Origin of the sequence: Parapedobacter pyrenivorans (assembly GCF_014636865.1) — a bacterium.
Classification (GTDB): Bacteria; Bacteroidota; Bacteroidia; order Sphingobacteriales; family Sphingobacteriaceae; genus Parapedobacter; species Parapedobacter pyrenivorans.
Map to the genome: position 1 here is coordinate 271,154 of NZ_BMER01000006.1, position 26,449 is coordinate 297,602.

Sequence of the window (26,449 nt, forward strand, 5' to 3'; positions counted from 1 at the left end):
CTTAACTAGTTGAAAGCAAAATTTATCCCCACATTAAATACCCGCTGATTGGGATACCCTAAGCCATTACCGGCCATTTCCACATCCCACATTTTAAATTTACTGAAGACCAGCAGGTTGGTGCCACTGAGATAAATCCGCAGATTATTCATTTTGATCCGTTCGGTTAATCGATTGGGTACGGTATAGCCCAACTCCGCCTGCTTAACGCGCAGGAAATTACCATTGCGCATAAACCAGGTGTTGCGTTGGTCTGAAGGCCACTGTAAGCCATTTCCATCAACATAGGCTCCCGGAACATTGTTGGTGTTGACCGCGATATCCAATCGGGGCCAGGTAGCATATAAATTTTGATTTTCTTCAGACCAGTAACTGTCGGCATAGGCTTGAAGAATCTGGGCGTCACCAAGAAAGGGAGCCGTACTGTGTGCGTTGATCCAAAACGACTGCCGGGCAGCACCCTGTAGAAACACCGAAAAATCAAATCCTTTGTATCCCATTGAAACCCCAAATCCATAAACGATTTCAGGAACTGTAGGATAACCTAAGGGAACCCTATCTGCTTCGGTAATCTGACCATCCCGGTTTACATCCAAGTACTTGATATCTCCGCCGCCATATTCCGAAGTACCTACATTTTGCGGAGGCGAACTGGCTGCTTCTGCATCGTCTACAAAAAGCCGCTCGGCAATATACCCGGTTGCCTGATTTAACGACATGCCCACTCTCGAGCGCCAGGGCTCGTTATATTCCGGCTCTTCATACACGTCGAATTGGCTGGTTGCATACGTGAAATTTGCACGCGCCGAAGACCAAAAATCTGGATTCCAGCTTTTCTGGTATTCCAGCATCATATCCACACCTTTACCCGACGCTTCGCCGACATTGGCGCGCGGTGTTGCCGTCAATCCCATGGTATTGGGGATACTTGCCCGCGTCATCAGGATATTGTCTCTTTTTTCGGTAAAGTATTCCGTAACGATATTCAGCTCATTCCACAAACCTAATTCAAGCGCAAAATTCTGCTTATAGGCCTTTTCCCAGGAGATGTAGGGGTTGGCGTACCTACTGATGGTGATTCCGTTATAAACGGTATTATATTCCGATCCGAAAATGGCTCGTCTTCCTTCATTATTCATATTCACTTCGGAAAGGTAAAAAAATCGGTCTTCGGCTCCACCAATCTGGTCATTCCCGATTAAACCATAGGTGTAACGCAGTTTCAGGTTGCTGACCACAGGTTTTATATCTTCCCAAAATGGTTCGTTGGAGATCAGCCATGCCGCGCCGGCCGATGGGAAAAATCCGAAGCGGTTGTTGATATCAAAACGTTCGCTTCCGTTGTAACCAAAGTTAAACTCGGCAAAATACCGGGAGTCATACGAATACGTTGCCCGCCCCGACAAACCGACATTCCGGGAAGGGAGTGACAATTGCAACGACCCTGCATTTGCCGTCAGCGTTTCCCGTGCCTGAAACACCAACATACTGCTGAGGTTGTTTTTCCCGAAATCACGGACATAGTTTAAGGCGCCCTCAAAATAAAACGAAGAATACTGTTCCCTTTCCCCGGGCAATTCGCCGTAGCCTAAATACTCGGTACCAATATCGGTTTCTATTAACTTGTAATCTCCTGTCAACCGATTATACCTGCCTATTTCATGATAAAACGGATTATAAGACCTGTTGACCGCAAATTGTGATAAGCGGCTGATATTTAGCATCCCTCTGCCGGACAATCCTGCTGTAAGGAAATTCAGATCCTGCTTCAATTCGACCTGGGCCAATATCTGCGAGCGCGACTTTTCTTTGTAACCGCGAACCATCTCCGCGTAGGGATTGATTTTACTGTTGTTGAAGTTGCCGAACAGAATATGCTGCGCATATTGGAAATCTTCATCGGCCGGGTAATAAGCCGGGAACAGCACCGGATTGGAATGTACCATCAAATTGTACATGTCGGCCCCTCCACGCAATGGCCCCCTGTATTCTTCGAAATTGGCACTCAGACGCACGATCAATTCGGTAGTATTGGTCAAATCAATATTGACATTCGAACGCAAATCGTAGTTATTGATGGTAATGTTATTGTTGAAATTATTGCGCTTGTCTACGTTGAGGATGCCATTGTCGCGATTGAATGAACCGGCAACGTAGTAACGTGCAACACCGCCACCGCCGCTGACATTCACATTGCTGCGTTGATTCATCGTGAACTCCTTAAACAACATCTTCTCCCAGTCGTTTGCAGGATAGATAAGCGGATACCTCCCTTGCTCCGTCATTTCAATCTTTTCCTGCGAATACAGAATGGTGCCCAGGGGATCTCGGGTAAGGATTGCCTCGTTATGCATTTTCATGTACGTTACGGGGTCGGCAACGTCAACCGTCTGCGTTGGCGCCGATATCGAATTTTCGAAGCGGAACGAAAATTTTGCCGGACCTTCTTTACCTTGTTTCGTAGTGACCAGAATCACCCCGTTTGCTCCCCGGGAACCGTATAAAGCGGTTGCGGTCGCGTCCTTCAATATGGAGAAACTCTGAATATCGTCCGGCCGAAGGCGGGCAAGATCGTTTGGCGTGAGTTGTATCCCGTCGATCAGTATCAGGGGATTGGTGTTTGTTCCAAAAGTCGTTATTCCCCGGACAAAGAAGTCGGCGTTGTCTTGCCCGGGTTCGCCGCTTCGCTGATACGCGATAACACCCGCCGCCTGCCCCGCCAGTGCGGTGGTTAGGTTACTGGACGGTACCCTCAAGTCGCCAGGGCTGACGGACGTGACCGAGCCGACCACTTCCCTCTTCTTCTGTGTACCGAAGCCCACCACGACCACGTCATCAAGCATCGAGGCCGATATTTCAAGTACGATATCGATTTCCCGTTGGCTGCCTACCTCCACTTCTTGGGTATGATAGCCCACCATTGTATAGACCAGAACGGCCTTTTCTGGCACCTCCAACACATACCGCCCATTGAGGTCGGTACTTGTTACCCGGGTTGTCTGGTCTTTTACTGACACGGTTACCCCGGGGAGCGGGGTTCCGGACGTGTCAACCACAATTCCCTGAACGGTGGATTGTTTCCGCAAGTTTGCAAGAAGCCGCTCTCGGTTTATTTTTTTTGCGCTTCTTTTTAGAATAACCACCTTCTCCTCTTCCTTTACCAGAAAGTCGAGCGGGAGGTCCTTCAAGCTTTTGGCAAGCACCTCGCTGATATTGTCGGATTCGATGGAAATACTGATTGCATCGAGCGCTTTGATATCGTTGAGATTATACAGAAATGCATATCCGGTTTGCCGCTGTATATCTTTAATCAATGCCGTTACACTACCATTGGCCATATCCAGGCGAACAGTTTGCGCCACCCCCTTTGCATGGATTTGAAGGGAAGCGAATACGATAAAAAACGCGGTGATTTTCAAATACAATAAAAAGCTAGTGATAGGGGATACGTATATATTTCTCCCCATAAAAGAAAAAAATTGCATAATTTTGATTTCGTTTAGCTATATAACACATAACCTAAAAGTGATCGCAAAGCTTTATAGGTGTTACTGAACTGGACGAATCAGCCACACCGGTTGCCTCCGGTGTGGCTTCTCCAGGTATATAAATTGATAGTATGCCTTATGTCATAACGGTAATCCTCCTCCCATCGATTATAAATTTGACGTGACCAGTCAATTCCAGCAACTCCAGCAGCCTGGAAATAGAGAAGCTCCGGGGGAGCATCAGTATGCTGAATTGCTCTGTAATCTGTGTTTTGTATTCGACATCTACATCGTACCACCGGGCGACTTCTTTCATGATCGTCTTTAACTCCGCATTCTCAAAGTTGAAGTAACCGTCTTTCCAAGAGGTTTCCGCGTCTAAGGCTACTTTTTGTTTCAATAAAACGGGATTCGATGTCTGTGTAGTCAGTTGTATTTGTTCTCCTGTTTTCATTAGTAGCTTATCTTCACCCGCCTTAAACTTCACCCTGCCTTTCTCCAGTGTTGTTTTTATGACGGTGTCATCGGGATATGCCTTCACGTTAAAGGAGGTCCCCAGCACTTCGATTTGCGCGCGATTAGGTAAGTTCACGATAAAGGGCCGCGCTTTGTCTGAAACAATGTCAAAATAGACCTCACCCTGTATTTCTACTACTCGCTGAGTTTGACCAAAAAATGCAGGAAAGCGGATGCTCGATGCGGCATTGAGCTTCGCCGAACTACCGTCGGGTAAAATAACGCGATACTGCCCACCCTCCGGCGTCCTCACGGTGTTAAAGCCTCCGCTTTTTTCGCTTTTCACCGGTAAATAGGTGATTTGACCTTCCGAAAATTCAACCCCCGAGGTTCCGGTTGATTGGAGTCCCTCGGATGTGTCACCGAGAACCAATAAATTCCCGTCCGCAAAAGTGGCTATCGCCTTATTTGAGCCTGCATCGATGTCGTTTTTGTATCGCTCATTTCGGGCCAGCGACTCTATTTTACCCGTCTGATTTCTGTAAAGCCAAACGGCAGCAAACACAGCAAAGAACAGCGCCAAACCTGCAACCAACCGTGTTGACGAAAAAGAAAAATAAGGCTTTCGGACTGAAATTGCTGTAGGTTTTGTGTCTTTGAACCCAGCGAAATCAGTCCACTCGCGAAGTAAAAAAGAGTCGTCGTCGGCAAGCTCGGTATACAACGTATTCAACTCCGGATATTTCGTTAAATATCCTTGCAATTCGATGCGTTGTAACTCGGTTAAACTACCGTCGATAAACAACCGGAATAATTCTTCTATTCGTTCTGATTCGGGGTTCATATTTGGCCTGTATCATATTCTATAACAACTGACAGGAAATTTCAACTCACCGAATTGAACTTTTTTTCAAAGAAATAAAAAAAACGTTTTAGCTGACTACACCAAACTTCTGTGTGTCAAGGATTTCTTGATTAAATTGAGTGCCCGGGTTTTGACGTTACGAACATTTTGTTCGGATGTATTTAGCTTCTCCGAAATTTCCTTCGTGGAAAGCCCCTCGTGATAAATCAAGTTGAAGATAACCTTCGTCTTTTGCGGCATCTTCTCCACTTTGTCGTAGATATAATTAAGAAGTTGGGTCTTCATGATTTTGGCCAAGATAAAATCTTCGGTATGTTCGGATAAATATAGGATTTCATCGTGTGCTGTTGACCGCACTTTTAGCGATTTCAAATAGTTAAGGGCTGCATTTTTGGCTGCTTTATACAGAAAAGCCTTCACAGCGGGTAGTTCATCAAAGTTTGTTCGGTTGGCCCACACTTTTTGGAAACATTCAGAGGCGATATCCTCAGCTTGCTCCTCATTTTTAGTCAGCTGAAACACAAAGTAACAAATGGATCGATAGTACCGTTCAAATATTTCATTAAAGGCATATGGCGATAATCCCCGTTTGTTGGATAACATTTTCTCAAAATTAAGTTTATATCAAAGCCCCATTTTACAGCTGCATTACTGATATTCATGCAGCTTTCTAACAAGCTGGATAAACCGCGATGCTGGTTTGCTTCCTACGGTTAGGCAGCGTACAGGAAATATTCCATACATTCATCTGCCACACAATGCTATCTAAAATGACACAAAAAACTATCCTGCGGTGTCCTGTATCTAAACTAAAAATTGAGGGACTACTGACTATTTATTCAGCGAGATTTGATACAAGTCTCTTCGGCGATCGAGCAAGTTCTTTACCGTACCGTATTGGTTGAGTTCTTTTAATAGATTCAGATCTACATCCGCCATCAGCACCATTTCTGTATTGGGGGTCGCTTCTGCCTTGATGGCATTGTTCGGAAAGGCAAAGTCGGATGGCGTGAATACGGCCGATTGGGCATATTGGATATCCATATTGTTAACCTTGGGTAAATTGCCTACTGAACCGGCAATCGCGACGTAACATTCGTTTTCGATTGCCCGCGCTTGGGCACAGTTCCGGACACGGATATATCCATTTTGGGTATCGGTGAGAAACGGTACGAATAAAATCTGCATTCCCTGATCGGCGAGTATCCTTCCCAACTCCGGAAACTCCACGTCATAGCAAATCAGGATGCCAATCTTTCCACAATCGGTGTCAAACACCCGAACTTCGTCTCCGCCATACATGCCATAGTATTTCGTTTCGTTCGGCGTGATGTGTACTTTTCGGTATTCATCGGTCTTCCCGTTGCGGTGGCATAGGTATGCGACATTGTACAACTTATTATCCCCGTCAACGACCGGCATCGAGCCTGCAATGATGTTTACATTATAAGACAATGCTAGCGATTGGATCTTAAGCTTGGTCTGCTCAGTAAGCGTAGCCAACTGCCGCATGGCTTCTGTGGTGGGCATATCGTTGTATGGTCCCATCAACGGCGTATTAAAAAACTCCGGAAACAAGGCGAAGTCCGCTCCGTAACCGCTAACAACATCGACAAAAAATTCAACCTGTTCGTAAAATGCTTCGATATCTCGAAATGAACGCATCTGCCACTGGACCAACCCCAACCGGATGGTCTGCTTTGTCGGTGACGCTGATCTAGTCTTCGGTTCATAGTAGATATTATTCCACTCCAACAATGTCGCGTACTCCATAGATTCGGCATCACCGGGCAGATAATTCTTCAGTACTTTTTTGACATGGAAATCATTGGCTAATTGAAACGTCAGTGCCGGATCATAAATCTCTTTCTGCCGAACCTTATCGATATATTGCCTAGGTGACAATTCATCGGCATGCTCGTGGTACCTGGGAAGCCTCCCCCCAAGTAGTATACCCTTCAGGTTCCAGTGTTCACACAGTTCTTTACGCGAATCGTATAACCTCCTGCCCAATCGCAAATCCCGATATTCTGGGTGTACGAAAATTTCAATCCCATACAAAACATTCCCCTCCGGATCATGGGTGGAAAAGGTGCCTTCTGCAATAATCTCTCGATAAGGATAGGAAATATCCGTCTTTTGTGTGTCGATAATAATTGCGAGCGCACAAGCGACCACCCGGCCGTCTACCGAGACACAAAGTTGTCCATCGGGAAATATACCGATCAAATCCTTGATATTGGTGCGCGTCCAAAGACCACCTACGCCTCCGTATGCCTGAGTCATGGAATCGATCAAATCATTATAATCTTTCAATGACAGCTTTCTGACGTCGATGTTCATACGTGTTGAATTAATGGATATCTAAATACAGCTTCCTCACGTTAAACATACGGAATCATACGGAGGGTTGCAAATCAAATTAAGCAACCTCGTCGTATTCTCCCTGCAACGCATACCATCCAAATATGCACAGCCCTCCGGTAATGATGGGCATCAAAATGAACGTATAAATAATAGCCGGAACCAAATCTTCTGACCTGCCGCTGGAAAACTGCGGAATGGCTTGGCTTACAATCAAATAATAACCGGCAGCCACGCCAAGGGCGATCCAAACAACACCTAAAATTCGCTTTATCGTATTCATGATTATTGTACGTTTTGATTCTTGTTTCTAAGATAGAGCAGTCCAATGACAAAACTAACACCCGCAATGATAATGGGGTACCAGAGCCCCTCAAGGTAAGGTTTTTCGAGGGAATTGGTAAATTGGGCTTTGGCAACCAAATAGGTGGCCACCGCCGGAAGTAGTCCCCCAAAAATACCATTGCCGATATGATAGGGCAACGACATGGAAGTATATCGAATCCGCACAGGAAACATTTCCACCAGAAACGCGGCAATGGGCCCATATACCATGGTGACATAGAGTACCAATACAAATACGAGCAACACGAGTGATGCGAAAGCACCCGAGCCCACGTGGATATGTCCGGTAGCGATAGGTGCTGAGAATTGCGATTGGCCTACGGCCTTAGTTTCCGTTTCTACGGCGGTATGTACAGACCCATCTGCATAGAAACGTTCCATGGTCGTTACCCGCAATGAATCTCCCGTGTCTCCATCCATTTCCACATGTTGGCGACTGGTATACTGATCAACCAGTTCCGTTTTATTTCCGGTATCCGTTAATTGATAGATGCGGTCGAAAATTGGGCGGTAAGTCAGGATCGCCAACAACATGCCAGCCAGCATAATCGGCTTACGGCCCACTTTATCAGACAACCAGCCGAAGAACACGAAGAAGCCCGTACCGGCTAACAGTGCTGCACCGATGATGTAGTTCGTTTGATCGAAATCCACTTTGCATACATTCTGAAGGAACGACAGGGCATAAAACTGGCCGGTATACCAGATCACCCCCTGCCCCATTGTAGCACCAAAAAGGGCAAGCAGGACGAACTTAAAATTATACTTTTTGCCGAATGACTCCCGCAGTGGATTGGCGGAAGTATTCCCCTCGCTCTTCGCCTTTTTGAACAATGGTGATTCGTCCATGTTGCGGCGGATGAAATAGGATACCACCACCATGACGGAAGAAATCAGAAACGGTAACCGCCATCCCCATTCGTCGAACGCTTCAGCAGACATGCTGTTTTTTGTCAGCATGATCACTGCCAGGGATATAAACAACCCGAATGTTGCAGTGGTTTGGATCCATGACGTGCGATAGCCCCGTTTTCCAGGTTCAGAATATTCAGCCACATACGTAGCTGCCCCCCCGTACTCACCTCCAAGCGCCAAACCCTGCAAAAGCCGCAGCACCAGCACGATAATCGGCGCTGCAAAACCGATGGTCTCGTAGCCCGGTACCAGCCCGATCGCACAGGTAGCCAGCCCCATCACCAGCAACGTGACCATAAAGGTATACTTGCGACCAATGATATCTCCAAGACGGCCAAAAAACAATGCACCGAAAGGTCTCACCACAAATCCCGCAGCAAATGTGGCTAACGTGGACAGGAAAGCCGCCGTGGGGTTATCCGGTGGAAAAAACTTTGTTGAGATGATGATGGCTAAGCTGCCGAAGATGTAAAAATCGTACCATTCGATCAGGGTGCCCAGGGATGAAGCACCAATGACTTTCCATAAGGTCTTTTTGCGGGTAGTTTCGTCAACAGGGATAGTTTCTTGCATGTTAGATTTTGAAAATTGGTCAAAAAAAATCCCATTTTTTAAAAATGGGATATGATGGTTCTAAATTAATTACAATTATTGAAATCTTAACAGTGAAATCTTAAAAAAACGATTTTAATTTTGAGGCGCTGTCACTGTCAATGAACAAGGTAGCGTTACGGTGCTTTCTCAGTACCGTGGATGGATATAACGGCGAAATATCGTCGCCTAATGTATGCGCCACGGCATTAGCCTTATTGAATCCCGGCACTATGCAAAATACGTAGTCTGCTGCCATCAATGCAGGAATCGTTAAGGTCAACGCGTGCGTAGGCACTTCGGCTAATAAATCGAAACACCTGTCATTCACCTGCTGCTGGCGGCATGCCGCATCCAGATCCACGATTTTCACAAACGCCTCATCCGCAAAGTCCGCTACATGCGGATCATTAAAAGCGATATGGCAATTCTCACCGATTCCCATACATACCATGTCTATCGGGTTTTGTAGTAGGAGATCTGTATAGCGCTGACATTCCTCGTGAAGGGAAGGCGCATTCCCATTCAGGTAATTAACGGTCCGAAACGGCAGTTTGTCGAACAACCGTTGCTTGAGAAAATTACCAAATCGCTGGGGAGCGTCTGCCGGCAATCCGACATATTCATCCATGTGGAAAGCATTGACATGCCCCCAATCCACCTCTTCGCTACGGACCAGCGCTGCTAAAAACTCATTTTGGGAAGGGGCTGCAGCGAAAACCATATTTACGCTTTCTCGTTGTGCTAGAAGCCTTTTTATCATTTCAAGTACAGCCTGTGCTGCCGCTTCTCCCATGGAGGCCCGATCGGCAAACTGATTTACCGACAGTGAATCTATATGTTTACTTATCATTTTGTTAAATCGTGATCTGTTAGTTGCTCACATCCGATAAGGCGCTACCGCTGCTGTGATAGACGATTTCCCCTTTAACCATCGTCATCTCTATCGTAATATTATCATCAAAAATAACGACATCTGCATCGTTTCCCGCCACTAATGTGCCCATGGAAGCGTCGACACCGAGTATACGTGCCGGCGTTGCGGTCATCATTCTTACCGCATCGATAAGCGATATGCCCGCTTCTTTCACCATGGTGCGGACCAATCGATCCGCAGTAGCCGTGCTGCCAGCGAATGCCTTGCGGTCCGGCAGTTTGGCCACTCCATCCTCTACCAAGACTTCCATACCATCAGCGATATTGCCCAATATACTTGGCCCCTCTGGCATCGCTGCTGCACGCATCGCGTCCGTAATCAGCGCCGTGCGATCCGCTCCCTTTATTTTGTAGATCAATTGGAGCAACTCTGCCGGCAGATGCTTCCCGTCTGCGATAATCTCTACGTCTAACCCGTCGAGCAGGAAAGCAGCCTCTATTACTCCACCGTGACGGTAGGCGTTACGCCGGGTCACACCAGACATGGCCGAGTAGAGGTGGGTAACCAATGTGTAACCATTGTCGAATGCTTCCATCACATCGGCATGCAATGCGTCGGTATGCGCAATGGAAGGCAGGATACCGCGATCGCTCAACAAGCGGCCAAAGGCTATTGCGCCAGCCCGCTCAGGTGCAATGCTCCAACGTTTGATGGACTGCGAGCTCGCTAGAATTTCCATGTATTCTGCCGGGTCTGGGTCGCGGATATAGCGCGGATCCTGCGCACCTCGCTGTCTCATCGAAAAATAAGGCCCCTCGATATGCACACCCAAAAACCGCGAGCCACGGATCGAACTGGAGGCCGCTTGGTCGTACAATGCCAGCGATTGGATGATCTGTTCCTTGGTGCTGGTCAGTATGGTGGGTTGGAGTGCCGTCGTTCCATAGCGAGCGTGTGTTTCGGCTACGGTCAAAAACGCGTCAACCGTACCATCCATGAAATCTGCGCCACCACCACCATGTACGTGCATTTCAATAAAACCGGGTGCTATATATTGCCCTTTTGCATCGATAACCGTTGCGGCTTCTACATCAATCTTTCCTTCACATACAGCTTCTATTTTTCCATGCTGTATCAACAGCTCCCCATTTTTAATCATACGGTAGGGGGTGATGATGTTACCGTTTACAATCCTTATAGCACTTTTTGACATGGATAGTTCTTAAAATAGTTGGTTGACAGTCTCATATTTACCATGTTCGGAGTTTATGTCCCCACATGGCGTAGTAAATTAAATACAGGTAACATGGTAATAGCACCCAATAGGCCTCACGCAGCCCCACACTGTCCGCAAAATAACCATATACTACCGGCAATATCGCATTGCCGCATAATCCCATGATCAACAGCGAGGCTCCTACCTTTGTAAAGCGGCCGAGTCCGTCAATTGCCAATGGCCAAATGCCGGCCCATGTAAGTGAGTTGGGTATACCCAATAATACGACAAACCAAATGGATATATCGGTTTGATGGCCAAACAAGTTAACTTCCCCGCGTGCAAAAACAATCAGCAAGGAAAGTACGGCTCCCATAAGGGTTACAAGTCGCAGCATATTCTTCTGGCTTATCCAACGTGGGATAACTGAGATACCCAGGAAATATCCCACAATGGCCGTCCCCAGCGTATATGATGGGAATACCTTCGCCTCGATCAATGACACGCCCATTGAACCCGCATAATTGATGATGGTATCGATCGAAATGACTTGTGCGCCTACGTGAATGAAAATCGCTACCGCGCCCAAAATCAGATGCGGAAACTGAAAAATAGTGGTTTTACCAAGGTTTGAGGCGGAGACTTCTGCTGACTCTTCTTCCGTATTGATTTCGGGTAATGGCGAGTAACGTACCCCGATGCCAATCAACAACAACGCTGCACCGACAATCGAATAAGGTATAATGACCCGTGCAATCAATTCGTCTAGCGCAGCAGAACGTGCACTATCCGACATGGATGCCAGGCTATCGAACAGCGCCTGGTCCGTAGGTCGTAATACCGCCGCAGCGAAAAGCAGCGGGGCCAAAATTCCTGCAAACTTGTTGCATATCCCCATGATGCTGATGCGCTGTGCGGCGCGTTCCTTCGGTCCTAAGATCGTAATGTAAGGATTGGCGGCAGTTTGTAGGATTGCCAGTCCAACACCTATCGTAAACAGGCCAAGCAGAAATACGCCGTAGGTTCGGGTCATTGCTGCCGGCACGAAGATAAACGCTCCGAGGCTCAGCGCGAAAAAGCCCAACATCATTCCTTTTTTGAACCCAACCGCTTTCAACAAATAAGACGAGGGCACCGACATGACAAAATATGCAATGTAAAACGCGAAAGCCACCAGGTAAGATTGGAAGTGGGTGAGTTCGCACGCAATCTTAAAATAGGGAATCAGGATTGCATTGATCCAAGAAAGGAAGCCGAAGATGAAAAACATTCCGGCGATGATGACGATGGAAACCGTAGTATCCCGGCGGGAAAGCGAGGAAACGCTTACCGCTGTATTAGGAGTAGCCATATGATCTATCCTTTCCGGTTAAACTTTGGGCTCCCAACCCTTTTCGTATTCTCGGCTCCACAACTTCCGCGCTTCGCGGTTATTCAGGATATGCCCATTGGATGGATCGGTCTCCAGGAATCCACCAGTGCGCTGAGCGATATTACCCAATTGGACAAGCAGCGTGCTGATATGGCCGCTTTCGATATCGGAAGCGAGCTTTTGACCACTTTTAATCCCATCGAAAAAATTCTGAATGTGGATAGCGTCCAATGCTTGAGACGGATTGGTGAGGTTTCGGGCATCGATGGTCAGGTCATTCTTGACTTCTTTCACCAATTTACCTTTGAGGTCATACACATTGTACGCATTGCCGCCATCGATTTGCAATGCGCCTTCTTCTCCATAAAAGATAACCCCGACAGTAGATCCTTCTATTGGCGTGCCGTTACAGCTTCTACCCTCCCAGGTAATCATACTTTTATCCGCAAACTCCAAATTTATTGTTTGGGTATCGGGTGTTTGCCAGTCGTCTTGGTAACGGTAGCGCCCACCTGCAGAAGTGACCTTAGTGGGATAATCCACCTGTAGACCCCAACGGGCTAGGTCGACCATATGGGTACCATTATTTAACGCTTCACCAGTACCCCAATGCCAAAACCAATGCCAGTTATAATGAATGAGATTATCTTTAAGGGCACGGCGTGGGGCAGGTCCCTGCCACAGTTCATAATCCAGCCATTCAGGCACCGTCATTTCCTTGCCCACCCCGATTGATGCTCGATTATTGGTATACCAGGTCTTTGCGAAATAAGGCTTACCGATGACTCCCCCGTGAAGCTCACCGATAGCTTGCGCTACGTTTGGCCAGGACCGCCGCTGGTTACCCATCTGAATCACGTTTCCGTGCTTCTTTTGGGCAGCAATCAGCAATTCCCCTTCGTGCGGATTATGGCTCGCTGGCTTCTCCAGATAAACGTGCTTTCCAGCTTGAGACGCCATAATCGCTGCTGGTGCGTGCCAATGATCCGGGGTTGCGACTACCAATGCATCAAAGTCCTGCTTCTCGAGCAGCCTGCGGATATCAGGCTCGGCCTTAGGTCGACTATTTTGTTTGCCAGCCACTTGCCCCATACATTTCTCAGCAGCGCGACTATCCACATCACAGATATACACAATTTCGCAGTTCGGCTGCGATGCAAAGTTGTTGGCAAGTGCAAGGCCCCGTGCATTGACGCCCATCATCGCCACACGGATACGTTCATTAGCCCCTACAATATTAGCATAACCGCGAGCGCTGAGGCCGGGTAAAATCCCGCCAAATGATAACGCTGCCGCACCTATTGTGGTTTTCTTGATAAAATCCCTTCTCGAATTCATCTTACTTTCCATAATTTAGTTAAATAAGTTGTAAACCTCGTTTAAGAAAATACACCTATTACATTTCGTGTACGTACACGAAGATAGATAAAAGTATTTTAACCGCAAATTTTTTCAGCCCTTTTTTACAGCTCTGTTCGTTGCGCCTGTATTGCCGCGATTGTTACAGGGCTGGATTGGGGGCCAAACCGTTTGCGAATATAGGTCAATATCACGGCCAGATCCCGGTCTCCGATAAACGAAAATTGTGGCATTTCGTTTTTCCCGCTTAAAATAAGACGAATCAAGGAATCCGGATTGCCGCTTACCAAGGGCGACCTGTTCAATGCAGGAAATGTTCCCGCCACTCCCCTACCGTTGGTCTTATGGCAGGAAGCACAATAATTGACATACAATTCTTCGCCCCGGCTTACTACATCCCCAACAGCACGTTTCACGACAGCATTTTTAGCCTGCTTATCCACATATTTTCTATCCAGCGCATATATTCTCAAAATCCGATCGTCTTTTTCATCTGCAAAGCCGTTGGGATTCCAGTCGCGGTTACTGGTAGCGACATAGACATCGCCATCAGGCGACACACAAATCGAACGCAGGCGCCCGAATACCTGCTGAAAATAATTTACGTCTTTAATAATGCTATCCCCCGAAGCATTCAATTCAAGCGCATGGATACTATTACCTTTCAATGTGGTTAATAACAATTTCCCTTTCAACTCAGGTAGTTTATCAGACGAATAATAAGTTAATCCAGCTGGTGCAATCGTGGGTGTCCACGAACGCAACGGCGAGACCACTGCCGAATCGTGCACAAACTGTTCTTCCATTTCCGTATTCACAAAACCCGCTACGTGTGGCCAGCCATAGTTTCCGCCTTTGTGGATGAGGTTGACTTCATCTTCCACCGCATCTCCGTGGTCTGAATTATAGAGCTTTCCATCCACATACACCAAACCTTGGGGGTTACGCAATCCCCATGCCCACACCGCACTACCTGGAAACGGGTTATCATCCGGGATGCTCCCATCGATGTTATATCGCAATACTTTCCCATTAAGCGAAATGACACTTTGCGCATTTTCGAACTGTGCACCATCGCCTGTTGCGACCATTAATTTTCCATCTGGCGCAATAATTACACGGGCCCCAAAATGCCCGTTCCAGCCGGGGTATTCCAAGATAACCAATGAATCGACCAACGTATCCGCCTGATAGGTATAGCGAACCACCCGTGAAAAACGCGACTTATCCGCCCTTTCGCCGCTGTAATTCAGAAAAACATAAGGTTGGTTTGACAGATCCGGATGCACAGCCATTCCCAACAAGCCGGATGTCCGGTCGCGCAGCACGCCCTCCAGGTTCAATAGGCATGTGATTTTTCCCGTTTCCGGATTGAGCCTGCTCACTGCTCCGCCCTGTTCGGTAAACCATATGTGGTTATCCGGCCCCCAAACCAACTGCCATGGTACGTCCAAATCGGTCGCTATCGTTTGCACACCAAGTGGTGTTCCACCCATCAGAAACTGGTCATCAGGAGCGTTCTTATCGTGTGTACTACACCCTAGAAAAAAAAGCAAAGCAACGGAGCTTATAAGCCGTACATTTATCATGTCTTAATCCTTGATCAATTCATTTACCGTATAGCACACCAACCCGCTACGTATCGGCTGCCCCCATTTACTCCGCAGATCACCCAAGTTCAGCTCATAAATAAAACCTGGTTTTAAAGAAGCCAGTTGGAGGGTCACGGTTTTTCGATTGCGAGACAACTTCACATCCGTGACGCGGATCCTTTCCAATTCCTGTTGAGGGGATCCGTATTTTTGATGATATAAATAATAATACCTAGCGAATTGATAGTTATCCGGATTTAGTGCCGCGGTGTCTTGTATGGGTTGTGTAAACGTCAGTTCGAACCCATCGGATGTAAGCCGCATCGTATACACGTCGACGGGTTGCTTGCCTGTGAATACAATTCGCTGTATCCCAACATCCCCGAGCCAGCCATGTGCATTCTGCCCTACCCACAAACTACCATCTGGAGCAAATGCCAGTCGGCTATTCCCTTTTCGTAATCCCAAGCTATCCAAAAAGGGGGTGCATGCCCCCTGGAATTTGCCATTCACTTTTTCCAACATCACCCGAACGATCCGTCCACGATTCATTTCGCCAACGAAGAGCTGCCCTTCGAAAGGCCCGAATTTTCCGTCCGTGTAATCGAATACCGGTTGTGAGGGAGAATTGGCCATGATACCGTGTGGAAAATAAACCACAGGAGGCGTACGCATGCTATCAAGTGTATCTAGCGGAAGCCGGAACGGATTACCACGGCTCCATCCCGACGTCCATACCAATCCGCCGGGGTGTCCGTAAAATTTTCCTGGTTCTACATGAAACAATGAGCTTGTTCCCACCCAATCCCCCTGATTGTCGGTTACAAATAAATTATCCGCTCCATCGACTACGATCCCATTCGGCGAGCGGAATCCAACTGCAAAGGGATGCAATGTGCCATCCTTGGTTAGCTTTGTTACCCATCCCCTATAGGGAACGGTGGAAAACATCTGTCGATTCCCCGTCGTCCCGTCGCGACCGTCCAGGTTGATCGTTCCCCTTACTTCATCGCGCATTTTCCCACCAGAGGAGGATGAATTCAATGCGATATAGAAATTGCCTCTGCTGTCCATCTCCGGGCCATAATTGAATTCATGGTAATTGCCCGTTATGCCAAAAGCATCCGTTACGTTCTCATACAGATCAGCTACGCCGTCGCCATCCGTATCTTTTAACCGCGTCAGTTCCGGAAGCTGCATCACCAATACCTCGTCGTTATCTACCACATGAATTCCCAACGGATCGTGCAAGCCCTCGGCAAACAGGTGCCATTCTTTTGTTATCGTATCGTAGGTCATGACTTCCCCTCGGGTAAACGCAGCAATCAGTTTGCCGTTAGGCAAGAACTCCAGTGCTCCGACCTGACTGGCCAGCCCTTTGGGCGTCTTGATATTTTCCACCATGTAGGCCTCCCCCGACTCCGGAGCAGGTGAACAAGCCATCAGCAGACTAATCGACAAGGCAAAAAAAACACCTTTCATCACTGTTTTTCTGTTTTCGTCAGGGTTAGGGTAAACGCACGCGCTTCGTTAGCCGTCAACTGCAGCACATGATGTTTCCACACGCCTTTTGAAGCAATATACATCACTCCTTCGTAGGGGGATGAACGGAATGTCACCCTCGTAGGCGCATCCGGGATCCGGAAATTCCGTTCTATCCCCTTCCCGTCAGTCGTCTCGCGGATCAATTCGTACACGTCCGTCCCATCTACCTGATAGTGGAACTCCAGGTAGCGATCTTTCATCCGGTAGCCCTTGTATGCAATCCGCACAGGGGCTTTGTTGCCGATTTGAATCGGAAAGTCGATTTTACTGCGAAAGAAAACCTCCCCGACTATCTTTGATTCGGCATCTCCTTTTCCTTTCCAGAGATCTGCGTTATCCAGAAACCCACCCATCCAAGCAAACCGTAACGTAGAAGTACCCGCATCCCAACAATACGACACGTTGTGGGGCAGCGCGACGGCAATTGCCGCCGGACTGGCTCCCGCTATGAATACGCGATAATGATAAGGGGGCACAGGCGTATACGGATGCAGCATGACCGGCTTTTCGTTTGCATGCCCGAGGTGCCCAGCACTCTCATCGGTTTTGCCGTCACGACGGCTTTCCGGAATATTCAAATCCTCCGCGAGTTGTGGCATTTCACCGGATACACTTACATACATCGCCCCAAACATCATTGTACCGTGGCCCGGGTAAGTACACACGTAGGGATACACGCCCTCTTCATTGGGTGCCTTAAAAACCAGGGTCCTGGATTCTTCAGGTGCTGTAACGGGTATTGCCCAAAGTACATCACGGGTTTCGGGGATGTATCCGGCAGCAGGTCCGGCCTCACCAAGGTTGTTGGCCAGCGCCACTACCTTTTCCCGGGTACCGGGCTTAACAATTAAAAGATTGTGGCTCATATCGTCGGTATTATCCAGCAGTAGTTTAACCTGATCCCCTGGTTTCACCGTGAAGCGGACGACACTGAATTGCAATCCTGGCAACACCCCCATCTTGATGGTTGTTGTCGAATCGGTTTGACTAAATACCGAGGTACCGATAGCCAAGGTAAACCATGCGGCAACTCCCAATCGCTTTACGGATGTTCGCATCACCACCTGTATCTGCCTCATCACATTCGGCGGCTATGGATTATTTCCCAGAAAGTCGCTTACGAAACCGTCGTCAATCAGTTCCGGATAGGCCTCACACACCCTCGTAATCTCTTCGGCTTGTCCCGGAGAAAGCTTTTCATCGGGATCCAGGCACCAAATGCCTTTTATGAGACCTTGTCTACGCAACACTTCATGTATACCCGGGATGCAACCGTGGAAACCGTGTGCGGGATCAAAGATCGCAGCATTCATATCGGTAACCGCAACGCCTTTCTTCAGCAGGTCCGCAGTTCCTTGGTAATCATTTTCCCGGCACCGTTTCACTTCGTTGAATAAGTTGACGGCAGCATGTGTCCACACCGCCCAATGCCCCAATAGCCCGCCTTCGAAACGCTTTCTTACCGTCTTGCCATTTATCTCAAACTCGTATGTTGTCAGTAGGTCGGCCACAATGTTATCGTCATTGCCCGTATAGAGGGTGATCTCGTCGTTCCGGCTGGAATGGCATACCGCGCGGATAAGATCCAACGTTTGGTAACGATTAAACGGCGCAGCTTTGATGGCGTGAACATTTGGAATCTCCGCGAATGCCTTCCAAAAATCGTAGGAAAAAATACGTCCGCCGACGCTTGGCTGGAGATAGAAACCAAAAACAGGGATTATTGCTGCAACCGCCCGTGTACGATCCAATAGCTCCGCCTCCGTTTTTCCCTGCAGGCCGCCCATACTTAACAAAGCGAGATCATAATCATATTTCAGGGCAACCATCGCTTCCTTCAGTGCCTGATCCGTATCTCCGCAGACACCAGCCACAGCAAGAAAACGCGCACTCTTACCGGATGCAGCTATCTCTTCGGCAGCGAGCGCCAATACTTTTTCATACAGATTCACATCCGGATCGCGTATAGCGAATTGTGTACTATGTACGCCAACCGCCACACCGCCGGCTCCAGATGCCAGGTAGTATCGGGTCAATAATCGCTGATGTTCTTCGTCCAGCTTCCTATTCGCATTAAGCGCCAGGGGATGTGCGGGTATTACCGTCCCCTGTTTTAATAACGTTGCTTTGATCGAAGATAATTGTTGTGTTGCCATGGGTTAAAATTTACCTGCTCGTTCTTGAAAATGCGTGGGTTTATCCAATAGTTCACCGCCATCAAGTAGCCATCGTGCCGTGAGCTCGATGATTTCGCGTATGGTTACCCGAGGATATCCAAATAGCCGATGACACTCCGAGGCATTGTTCAGCAATGCCGTACTGGCGGGTTCGTTTATAAATTGGGGTTCTTTGTCGAATATCAGGCCGAATTGTCTGGCTAGCCAACGGGTAGACAACGTTTCCGGCCCCGTTACATTCAACATTTTTGCCGGCGACTCACAATGGAGCAGCGAACGGATAGCGATTTCATTGGCATCGCCTTGCCAGATGACATTTACGTTTTCGGTACGCAGGTCGATCGGCCTTCCGGCAAGTACTGATTTTGCAACCTCCAATACCACACCATAGCGAAAATCGACGGCGTAATTTAGTCGATAAATCAACATAGGTGTATCATTCTTTTCTGAAAAATATTCAAAAACCCGCTCTCGACCGAGACATGACTGTGCGTACTCGCCGAGTGGCTCCGGAGCCACGTCCTCGGACGCTCCCCCGGAAGTCACCGGCATGAAGGGAAGGACATTGCCGGAGGAAAACGCCACGATATTTGAGTTCCGGTATCGTTCGGCGACCCGTCCGGGTAAATAGGTATTCATAGCCCATGTATAAGCCTCGTTGCCTGTAGTACCGAACTTATGACCCGCTAAATAAATAACGTTTGGCGCATCCGGGAGATTGGCTAGTTCTCGATCGTCTAACAGATTGGCAGCTATTGTTTCCACCCCCACGTTTTCCAGCTCATTGCGCGAGGTCTGATTCGAAAATCTGGAAACACCGATGATCCGTTGCCCACTTCCTGCGGCATCCACCGCCTTACGGGCCACTTGCGCCATTGTGGGGCCCATCTTTCCCGCCACACCAAGTAGCAAGATGTCTCCCTTAATGCGGCTTACATCATCAATTAATGCCGGTGAAGGTTCGAGCATACGTTGCTCTAAACTGATCAATTCATCCATATTCGTTCAATGTTTATTCATTTATTTCAAAAATAGTTCCTTAAAATTATATACCGCCAGCACAACCAGTACGATGAGTCCAATCAAACCCGCCATGCGGACGAAAGGCGAGTTGGTATATTGTCCCATTAATTTTCGATTGTTGGATAGCAGGTACATGACGATCGCAATAAAGGGAACCAGAAAAATAGTGACGCTTTGGGCGAGAACGATCATCTCCAACGGCGGCTTTTCGTACCCGATCGCAATGATACTGCCAGTCACCATGACTGCAGCAATTAAGCTTTTCACTACTTTTGAATCTAGGGAACTGCTATATCCCAGTCCGTCCGACAAAAGTGTGCCGCCAATAGTGGCGTTGCCAACCAGGGAAGAAAACGAAGCACCAAACAATCCAATCAAAAACAAATAAGAAGCAGCACTGCCAAACAAAGGCTCTAGGGCCTTAGCCATATCCGAAGCTTTGTTTACAGCAATATTATTTTCATGCAGCACTGCTGCAGCACAGGTGATCACTACCACGCACATCAGGCCTAAAATGATCATTCCCCCTGTTCCTCTACTTGTGCTGATATTTAATGTTGGGTTCGCCTTTTTTCGTGCTTGAATCAAATAAGTTTGATAGAAGGCCCCCACGACCGAGAAACAAGAAGCAAAAAAGGCAATTAATAGTCCCAATGATCCCTCGGGTACTTTCGGCGCTAAGCCCGATACCATGCCGGAAACGGAAGGTTTAGCCAAAAACGTAGTCGTAATAAACGCAAATAACATCAGTACCACGATTGCGATCATCAGCCGTTCCAAAACCTTATAAAAGTTGCGGAAAAACAAGAGCGTAATCCCAATTGTGTTGAACAAGATAATCCAAGGTGCCATGGGCGTGCCGGTTGCTTCCGCAATCGAAAGCCCGACACCGATCGAATTTCCAGCCTGGAAGGAAGTGGCTACCAAAAAAATACCAAACCCAATCAAGCCGGCAGCCCATCTCCCATAGTGTTTCCGTATGGTCACCAGCAAGGAATCGTCAGTCGCCAACCCAATTCTGGAAGCCATATTTGCATAAATAATCATGAAAAAAATAGCGACGACTACCAACCATAGCAAACTATAGCTGTACATTGCCCCCATTTTTGACGTGATGGTAATCTTACTGGGACCAAATACGATGGCCGCTGTAACGATGCCTGGCGCTAGCGCCATGAAAAAATTTCTTATTTTGGGCATATTGTTGTCATGATTTTATGTTTCATCAAATAAACGAGATCACTGCCAGCCCGGATTTTGGGTCAAATTGTCATTGAGCACAATTTCGCTAATCGGAATCGAGTTGAGGTAATCCCGATCCAGTTTAAAACCATATCCGGACGGCAATGCATTTTTCAGCGGATCAAGAAATCCATCGTCGTCTATCGGAAATGGATTTTTAGCAACCTGCGAAGCCATGAACCCTTTTGGACGCGTGCCGACAATCAGTTCATCTGCCGCTGCCCAGCGGGCGATATCATTCCACCTGAAGCCTTCAGCCGCCAATTCCACCCGCCGTTCACGCCGAATTTCATTAATCACTGGCGACAATGTCGGAAAATTCCAGTTGGGATCCGTTGCAATATCATCCAATAGCAAGTCGGGCATGCCGACACGGTCACGCAATGGTTTAATGGACTTATCAATATCATCCTGAGTAAGTGTACCCAGTTCTGCTTTGGCTTCCGCAAAGTTGAGCAACGCCTCGGCATATCGATAGATCAAACCCGGTGATTCTTCGTATTGCTGCACATGGTAAACGAGATTCGGGTTATATCCTTTCTGGATAATGTAACCACTAGGCGCGTTTAAATCTGCCCTTGAGTTTAGCTGATCATACGCCTCACTCCAATAAGTGGTATCACTATTTTCGTCAATTTTCCAGATTTGATCTGGCGTGGCGATGGTTTGATAAAACCGGGGATCCCGGTTTTCGGCTTCCGAAGCTAGTGTGTTGTATCCGCCGAACAATGCATTTCCACTGATGGGCCGACCATCCGCACACAAGTACGCATCAGCCAGCTGTTTGGTGATGCTTTTGTTGGACGGTGTTTCCATTCGGAAAAAACGATCGTTAGTAAAGTCTCCATCACCTTGGGTCAGGTTGTTGTCGTACTTGCGCCAAAACATCACTTCACTATTGGTCGAAAAGTCCAACTGGGCAAACAGCGCTCTGTAATCCGATTTCGGATTACCCGTACTGTATACGCTGTATACCCCGGCATCGATCAGTTCTTCAGCTGCTTCTGCGGCTTTTGCAAAATACTTATCCGGATCGGGATTTGTCACGCCGAAGGGTGTTCCCGCATGGTATTTCTCCCAAGATCCCTCGTAAAGTGCCACGCGGCTTTGGATCAACAACGCTATCCAACGATTTATCCGACCAGCACCCGAAGTTTTATCAGCCGTTAAGTACATCGCTGCCGAATCCAATTGGCCAATGATAAAATCAGCCACCGCATTACGCGGATCCCGGGGACTGTACAATTCGGGTGAATCGGTTGTTAATTCCTTCGTTAGAATCTGCATATCCCCGTAGCTCTGCATCAAATCAAAATAAATCAATCCCCGAAAGAAATATGCTTCCCCCAGGTATTGCTGGTACGCATCCAACGCATGATTCGCCTCCACTCTGCGATAGTTATCAAAGAAAAAATTAATGCGGCGTACATTGGTAAAGCCGATGGTTCCCGTAGTTGCAATCGTGCGCGTACCCTGTAACCGTTGGTTCGCGGTACCGGTAACTTGGTTATCGCTATCAAAGTCGCTTCCGTGGTTGGCATATTTGGGGAACATGCCACTATTGTAAAACGTATTGATATAAGTGCGCATCTGGTCAGGCGTTTCAAAGAAAACGTCCGATGTAGTCGCGTCCTCGGGGCGACGATTGAGGAAATCTTTATCACAAGCGCTGTTAAACAGCGCGAAGAATAGTGCTATGCAAATGAAATACCTTTTCATGACATCCATAATAAAAAGTTAGAAGGTTAGATTCAATCCGAACGAAAATGAGCTGGTCTGAGGGTAAATCATGCCCGCTGTCTGATAGCCTCCAAACCCCCTATCCGATGCAATCATCGTTTCCGGATCAAAGGCTTTGGGGACATTCGTAATCAACAACAAATTCTCGCCTGAAAAATATACCCGAACATTTGCAATCTTAAACCGACTCAGGAAATCAGCCGGCAAATTGTAACCTATCTGTATATTCCTAAGCCTTAGGTAAGCTGCGTTTATCAAATATCGACTTTGTACTTGCCTGTTCTTATTCGTTTCTGCCGTAAAATAAGGTTTGGCCAGGTAAGCATCGGTATTCGGACCTAGGATATTGGTTTCGCTTGCCGGGCGCCAATAATCCAAATTGGGCGAATCTTTGAAAATCGCTGAGCCACCCCATGCCGTGGTCAACCCCCAGAATACCGGCGAATCGGTGCCCGGATAAAAATCTTGCTTTCCAACCCCCTGCCAAAACATTGAAAAATCAAACTGCTTCCAGTTTATACCTCCGGTAATGCCGATGTTATATCTTGGCTGATCGTTGCCAATCACCACCAAATCGCCGTGGTCATCCAACGTGCGTTCGCCATCGTTGGCAAAACCGTCGCCATTCAAATCCCGGTATTTCATGTCACCGGGGCCCCAAGAATCCCAGTACCTGGATTGGTCCGCCATTGCTTCACCTTCAGTCTGAATAAGTCCATCGCTCACCAAGCCCCAGATTTCCCCAACTTGCTTACCCGCATACCAGCCATCCACCGTTCCTTTGTCATTGCGGTATTTGAGAATTTCCGAACGGTTATCACCAAAACTCACACTGGCATTATATCCAAAACTGGGCGATGGACGGTCATCCCAAGACAATACCAACTCAAATCCCTTCGTTGACAGCTCTGCATTGTTGGTGCGTGGGACAGCGGCTCCGAGTTGGTACGGCAAGGTAATGGCCGGTCCTACCATATCGGAGGTTATCCGGTTGTACCAATCGAATGTCAGATTCAATCGATTATTCAAAAATGCTGCGTCGATCCCTGCATTGAATGAAGTGATGGTTTCCCACGTGAGGTTGTCACTGATCAATAGCGGTACGTCTGCATACGGCGGCCGCTCACCATCGATAATCCAGTTAAGCTGGCTGCCCGTAGGTATCGTGGCCAGGTACCGGTAATTCCGGGTGTTTTGACTTCCAGTTTGAAAAATATTCTGATTACCCAACGAACCGTACGAAGCCCTGAACTTTAGGTTATTCACATGATCGGTAATCGGTTCCCAAAAGCTTTCCTTAGAAATCGTGTACCCGACGGAGGCCGACGGAAAAAAGCCCCATCGCTTTCCTTCGGGAAACCGAGAAGAACCGTTGTACCGTGCACTGACTTCAACCAAGTACTTTTCATCGAAATTATAATTGAGCCGGCCGAATACGCCTTGTGTAGCCCAATGGTAAATTTGATCCGACAACACCCGTTCCCCCAGCGACGTGCTAATCGAAGGCACATTCAAATTGATCAAATTGGCTCCCGACCCGTTAATTCCTGTATAATAGCGATATTCCTGTTCGTATCCCACCATCGCTTTAAAATAATGCCTGTCGAACGTGTTTTCGTACGACGTCATCCCATTAATCAGCGTATAGATGTTTTGGGAAAAAGCCGATCCGTAGCCTGCAACGGGTTTGCCGATATTGCCGAAATCTCCCGTACCCAGTTCAACCGGTACAGGCCGGGGGTTGGACGTACTCCGAAGGCCCTGATTATTGTAATTGTAGGAGAATGAGGTTTTCCATCCTTTGATCGGCTCCAATTCCCCGCCTAATGTCAGGAAAAAATCATTCGTAAAACCATTGTCCCTGCCAGTACCTTCCAGATACCTCACCAAGGGACTTTGCACTGTCCCGTTGATGTTGTAAAACGGCATCATCGGCGCGAAGGTGAGCACTCCGTTAAAGAAGTGCTCTCGTCCTACGGTCGTATAACCAATGGGGTAGTCCGTTTTTCCGGAGGTATACTTCACACTGGAGTTGAATTTAAGCCACGAAGTAATCGTGGTATTATAGTTGCCCATAAAATTATAGCGCTTGTAACTGTCATTCCCCCATTCGTACAACCCGTTTTCTTCAACGTATCCCCCTGCAACATAGTATTGGCTATGCTCGTTGCCACCGGATACGTTGATGTTGTGTTTTTGGCTGAACGAATTATCGCGCATCAGCAGCTGCGGCCAATCGTTGTTGGCATTTCCATCCCGGCGGCCACCCCACAGGTTGTCTATTGGGTCGTCCGGATTGTATTCGTATGGGAACGAGCCATCCAAATAGCCTTGGATTCGTTCCATCTGCTCTTCGCTGTACACTACGGTAGCTCCGGCATTTAACGCTGCTTGATTATAAGCGGTGGCCCATGTATACGAATCTACAAAGCTGGGTAACCGGACAGGGCTGCTAAATGCTAGGTTGTCGGTATACTGGATATTTACACCTCCTGTTTTACTCCCCTTTTTGGTGGTGATTAAAATCACCCCGAAAGGTGCCCGCGAACCATAGACCGCAGAAGCCGATGCATCTTTCAATACCGAAACACTCGCTATGGATTCCGGATCGACGTTGCTGATATTCATCTCTACCCCATCTACCAAGATCAACGGTGAAGCATCGCCTTCGATAGAGCCCATGCCGCGGATGTTCCAACTACTGGCAGAGCCCGGCTCACCGCCCCGCATATTCATCGAAATATTGAGGTTGGGCGAAGCTCCTTTTATCAGATCAGCAACGTTATTTGCCGCGCGGTCTTTGAGCCGATCGCCCGAAATGACGTCAATCGAACCGGTTAGGTTACTTTTTTTCTGCGTACCGTAGCCTACTACCACCACCTCTTCCAAATCAGCAGCCTGTGTTTCGAGCGAGATGGCCATCGTGCCCGTTTCTGCCGGAATTTCCAACAGCTTGTAGCCCAGAAATGAGAAGCTCAACATCATGCCCACACTCCCTTCAATCTCAAAGCGGCCCTGATCGTCAGTCTGAACCGTCCGGCTGCCAGCGGCGACTGTCACTCCGGAGAGCAATTCCTGTGTGCCCGCATCTTTTACCGTGCCGCGAATAAGCGATTGGGCATAAAGCGCCATCCCATAGCAATTGAATACTACGAGAAGGCTAAACGTTCCAATAAATTTTACCATAATCTAAGCTTGTATAAATTTTATAATATCATTTCATTTAAACCCTTCTTCGGTAACGTTACCGAATCAAACGGTAACGTTACCGTCGTGTTATTA

The 26,449-nt window shown here is 47.7% G+C and carries 18 protein-coding genes; all 18 read right to left on the reverse strand.

Annotated features, from left to right (window positions below):
- Positions 1-5: 5 nt before the first annotated feature.
- Positions 6-3,467 carry a SusC/RagA family TonB-linked outer membrane protein gene (locus tag IEV98_RS22385; protein ID WP_229738911.1) on the reverse strand — a complete coding sequence of 1,154 codons (3,462 nt, stop codon included), beginning with the start codon at positions 3,465-3,467 and terminating at the stop codon, positions 6-8.
- Between the two features lie 157 nt (positions 3,468-3,624).
- Positions 3,625-4,788 carry a FecR family protein gene (locus IEV98_RS22390; protein WP_188508279.1) on the reverse strand — a complete coding sequence of 388 codons (1,164 nt, stop codon included), beginning with the start codon at positions 4,786-4,788 and terminating at the stop codon, positions 3,625-3,627.
- Positions 4,789-4,884: 96 nt separating this feature from the next.
- A complete protein-coding gene (locus IEV98_RS22395; protein WP_188508280.1) occupies positions 4,885-5,412 on the reverse strand; it encodes an RNA polymerase sigma-70 factor in 528 nt (175 codons plus the stop codon).
- 228 nt (positions 5,413-5,640) lie between these two features.
- Positions 5,641-7,152 (reverse strand): bifunctional GNAT family N-acetyltransferase/carbon-nitrogen hydrolase family protein, encoded by a 1,512-nt coding sequence (locus IEV98_RS22400; RefSeq protein WP_188508281.1) that lies wholly within the window; start codon positions 7,150-7,152, stop codon positions 5,641-5,643.
- A gap of 79 nt (positions 7,153-7,231) precedes the next feature.
- Positions 7,232-7,456: a DUF6814 family protein gene (locus IEV98_RS22405; RefSeq protein WP_188508282.1), complete on the reverse strand. Its 225-nt coding sequence runs from the start codon at positions 7,454-7,456 to the stop codon at positions 7,232-7,234.
- 2 nt (positions 7,457-7,458) lie between these two features.
- Positions 7,459-9,006, reverse strand: a complete 1,548-nt coding sequence (locus IEV98_RS22410) for an MFS transporter (protein ID WP_188508283.1) — start codon at positions 9,004-9,006, stop codon at positions 7,459-7,461.
- Positions 9,007-9,106: 100 nt separating this feature from the next.
- The gene (locus tag IEV98_RS22415; RefSeq protein ID WP_188508284.1) at positions 9,107-9,877 is read right to left on the reverse strand and encodes a glucosamine-6-phosphate deaminase; all 771 of its coding nucleotides are present in this window, start codon (positions 9,875-9,877) and stop codon (positions 9,107-9,109) included.
- A gap of 19 nt (positions 9,878-9,896) precedes the next feature.
- Positions 9,897-11,114: an N-acetylglucosamine-6-phosphate deacetylase gene (gene nagA / locus IEV98_RS22420; protein ID WP_188508285.1), complete on the reverse strand. Its 1,218-nt coding sequence runs from the start codon at positions 11,112-11,114 to the stop codon at positions 9,897-9,899.
- Positions 11,115-11,151: 37 nt separating this feature from the next.
- Complete coding sequence (locus IEV98_RS22425; protein ID WP_188508286.1) at positions 11,152-12,468, reverse strand: sugar MFS transporter; 1,317 nt, start codon at positions 12,466-12,468, stop codon at positions 11,152-11,154.
- An 18-nt stretch (positions 12,469-12,486) separates the two neighbouring features.
- Entirely contained in the window at positions 12,487-13,827 is a 1,341-nt protein-coding gene (locus tag IEV98_RS22430) for a Gfo/Idh/MocA family oxidoreductase (protein WP_229738912.1), read from the reverse strand.
- A gap of 125 nt (positions 13,828-13,952) precedes the next feature.
- On the reverse strand, positions 13,953-15,404 hold the full coding sequence (locus tag IEV98_RS22435; RefSeq protein ID WP_188508288.1) for a PQQ-dependent sugar dehydrogenase: 1,452 nt from the start codon (positions 15,402-15,404) through the stop codon (positions 13,953-13,955).
- 36 nt (positions 15,405-15,440) lie between these two features.
- Positions 15,441-16,922 (reverse strand): PQQ-dependent sugar dehydrogenase, encoded by a 1,482-nt coding sequence (locus IEV98_RS22440; protein WP_188508289.1) that lies wholly within the window; start codon positions 16,920-16,922, stop codon positions 15,441-15,443.
- The gene (locus tag IEV98_RS22445; protein WP_229738913.1) at positions 16,922-18,064 is read right to left on the reverse strand and encodes a plastocyanin/azurin family copper-binding protein; all 1,143 of its coding nucleotides are present in this window, start codon (positions 18,062-18,064) and stop codon (positions 16,922-16,924) included. Before IEV98_RS22445 ends, IEV98_RS22440 begins: the two co-directional genes overlap by 1 nt.
- A gap of 12 nt (positions 18,065-18,076) precedes the next feature.
- On the reverse strand, positions 18,077-19,141 hold the full coding sequence (locus IEV98_RS22450) for a dihydrodipicolinate synthase family protein (protein ID WP_188508290.1): 1,065 nt from the start codon (positions 19,139-19,141) through the stop codon (positions 18,077-18,079).
- Between the two features lie 3 nt (positions 19,142-19,144).
- Positions 19,145-20,161, reverse strand: coding sequence for an NAD-dependent epimerase/dehydratase family protein (locus tag IEV98_RS22455; protein ID WP_188508291.1), 1,017 nt, complete (start codon positions 20,159-20,161; stop codon positions 19,145-19,147).
- A 21-nt stretch (positions 20,162-20,182) separates the two neighbouring features.
- Positions 20,183-21,385 carry an Nramp family divalent metal transporter gene (locus IEV98_RS22460; protein ID WP_188508292.1) on the reverse strand — a complete coding sequence of 401 codons (1,203 nt, stop codon included), beginning with the start codon at positions 21,383-21,385 and terminating at the stop codon, positions 20,183-20,185.
- 39 nt (positions 21,386-21,424) lie between these two features.
- Positions 21,425-23,146: a RagB/SusD family nutrient uptake outer membrane protein gene (locus tag IEV98_RS22465; protein ID WP_229738914.1), complete on the reverse strand. Its 1,722-nt coding sequence runs from the start codon at positions 23,144-23,146 to the stop codon at positions 21,425-21,427.
- Between the two features lie 18 nt (positions 23,147-23,164).
- Positions 23,165-26,353 (reverse strand): SusC/RagA family TonB-linked outer membrane protein, encoded by a 3,189-nt coding sequence (locus IEV98_RS22470; RefSeq protein WP_229738915.1) that lies wholly within the window; start codon positions 26,351-26,353, stop codon positions 23,165-23,167.
- Positions 26,354-26,449: the final 96 nt, after the last annotated feature.